The sequence below is a fragment of the Steroidobacter sp. genome, assembly GCF_016790065.1.
Taxonomy (GTDB): Bacteria; Pseudomonadota; Gammaproteobacteria; order Steroidobacterales; family Steroidobacteraceae; genus Steroidobacter.
In genome coordinates, this window is sequence record NZ_JAEUPY010000210.1 from 1 (window position 1) to 2,852 (window position 2,852).

Genomic DNA, 2,852 nt, shown 5'->3' on the forward strand with positions numbered 1-2,852 from the left:
CCGCCTGAACACGCTTACTCCGAACGGATGCGGCTTACGAGCACCGGTGTGATGCTCCCGTCGCATCAACAGAGTTCCGCGACGATTGCTACTCGTCCGCGGGCCGCACGGGGAGAAGCAAATGTCCAAGGTATTGCTGCAGAAGGTCTCATTGCTGTCGGCGCTGCTGGCCGCGAGCGCGCCGTTTCAGGTCAGCAACGCTGCTGAGCCCGAGGTTGAACCAGACACTGGCAAGAGCCAAATTACCGAAATCCTGGTGCTGGGCCGACGCAGCGACCAAATTGCCGGCGCCAAGGATCTTACGCCGGTGTTCGAGACACCCAGCTCGCTCACGGTGTTGGACTCGGAGCGCTTTTTGTTACAGCGCCTGGTGTCGGTGGAGGATCTGTTTCGCGAAATGCCTGGCGTCACCACTACCAAGACGGTGTCGGCCTATCCGAAGTTCTATGCACGCGGCTTCGAGATTTCCAGCTTCCTGGTCGACGGCGTGCCTGGCAGCAGCGGCGTGAATGCACCGTACTCGGTGCCGGATTTGTTTCTGTTCGAGCGCGTCGAGTTGTTGCGCGGTCCGTCCGCTCTGTTCAGCGGCTCCGGCAGCCCGGGCGGCAGTCTGAACCTGGCTCGCAAGCGGCCGGGCAAAGACTTCAAGCTGACTTCGGCGGTGGAAGGCGGCTCGTGGGATTTCATGCGCGCCGAATTCGATGTGAACAGCGCGTTCAACGACGACGGCAGTGTGCGCGGCCGAGCCGGCGTTGCCTGGCAGGATGCGGGTGAGTTCATCGATCATTATCAGAAAGACCGCAAGCTCGCGTTCGGTTCGGTGGCGTACGACATCACCGATAGCACTACGCTCACTGCCGGCGCTCACTACGATGAATACAAGTCCACCATTCAGGTCGGCTTGCCGGGCATCGCCGGCGTCGGCCTGATCGATCTGCCGCGCGACAGTTATGCCGGCGGCAACAAGAACTATTTCGAGACCAAGTCGAGCCAGGTCTACGGCGAGCTCGCGCAGCGCCTGAGCGATACTTGGAACGCACGCCTCAACGTGCAGTACACCAAGCTCGATCGCGAAGAAGAATATCTGTGGGGCCGCGGTCCCATCACGGCGACCGATGGCACTGTGGCGTTGTTCGCTTATCACGGCGCGCACGATGCCAACCTGTTCTCTGTCGATTTGAACGTGGTGGGTGAGTTCGAGCTGTTCGGTCGCACTCACGGTGTGCTGTTCGGCGCCGACTATCAGCGTTCCGAGTGGGAGTATCGTTCCAATTCCGCGTCCGATACCGGGCTCACCTTCGACTACTACAATCCGGTGTTGCCGGCGCAGCCCGAGCTGCCGCTGACACCGGGTGGCGAAGAGTATTTCACCGGCAAGGAAGTGCAGACTCAGTACGGCGTGTACGGTCAGACGCGCTTGTCGCTGGCCGACAAACTCACGGGCGTGGTGGGCGGTCGAGTCGCGTGGGTGAAGTACGACTATCAAGAGTTCGACGCCGTTCCCACCGGCGTGTATTCGGTGGATGCCAAGCTATCGCCATATGTCGGCCTGGTGTACGACCTGACGCAGCAATGGAATGTCTATGCCAGCTTCGCGGATGTGTTTCAGCCGCAAGCCGAGCGCAAAGCCAACTTCGAGCCGGTGGGGCCGGTGATCGGCAAACAGTATGAAGTCGGCGTCAAAGGCAACTTGATCGATAGCCGCTTGTTACTGTCCGGCGCGATCTATCGCATCCGGCAGAGCAATCGCGCGGTTGGCGATCCTAACGATCCGAACTTCTCGGTGGGCTCCGGGCTGGTGCAGAGCGAAGGCTTCGAACTCGAGGCCAACGGCACGCTGACGCGCTCGTGGACGCTCGAAGGCGGCTATACCTACAACAAGAACGAAACCTTGCGCGACACCGATCCGGCGCTGGTGGGCACGCAGTTCATTCCGGTGATTCCAGAGCACAGCGTGAAGTTGTTTACCAACTATGCCATCGACAGCGGTGCGCTGAACGGCTTCAGTGTCGGCGGCGGACTCACTTGGAATAGCGAGTCGATCGGTCTGGGTGTGGAGCAGGGCTCGTATGTCGTAGCCAGCTTGCGTGGCGGCTACCAGATCTCCGACCGGGCGCTGGTCACGCTGAACATCAACAACCTGTTTGACGAGAAGTACTACGAGAACATTCGCGATGCGCGCTTTGGCAACTACTATGGTGCCCCACGTAGCGCCTTCGTGCGGCTCACGGTGAGCTACTGACGGAGCCGACGTGCGCCTGAAGCGATTGTTTCTAGCGCTGGTGCTGTGTGCTGTGCCGGGCGTCGTGCCCGCGCAGCCCGCGGCTCAGCCCATTCAATTGAACCTGCCGTTCGAGAAGCTGACGCTCGCCAACGGCTTGCAAGTGATCCTGGTGGAGGATCGTCGCCTGCCGTTGGTGGCGACCAATCTGCGCTTCCAAGTGGGTTCGGGTGACGATCCGCCCGGTCGCGCTGGCTTTGCTCACTTGTTCGAACATCTGTATGCGTTCTCGCCGCCGGCCAGTGTGCCGAGTCCGCAGTCCATGGGTGCGACTCAGGATGGTGCGACCACCGACCCGGATCGGACCACTTACTACACCACCGCGCCGTCGAATCGATTGGAAACGTTGTTGGCGCTGGAGGCCGAACGCTGGGTTAATTTTCCACAACGCTTGACGGAATCGCTGCTGGTCAAAGAGCGCTCCAATGTGCGTAACGAGCGGCGCTTGAACATCGAGAACCTGCCTTACGGGTTGGCGGATGAGGCGGTGTTTCAGCAGTTGTTCGCGGTGGGCCATCCTTATCATTGGAAGTATCTCGGCACGCATGCCGATGTCGAAGCGGTTCGTCTC

General features: G+C 60.5%; 2 protein-coding genes. Both read left to right on the forward strand.

What is annotated here, in order from left to right; translation table 11 throughout:
• The first annotated feature begins 121 nt into the window (after positions 1–121).
• Positions 122–2,242: a TonB-dependent siderophore receptor gene (locus tag JNL55_RS09000; protein WP_293852223.1), complete on the forward strand. Its 2,121-nt coding sequence runs from the start codon at positions 122–124 to the stop codon at positions 2,240–2,242.
• 10 nt (positions 2,243–2,252) lie between these two features.
• The coding region (locus JNL55_RS09005) for a M16 family metallopeptidase (RefSeq protein ID WP_293852225.1) at positions 2,253–2,852 on the forward strand (600 nt) is incomplete at its 3' end.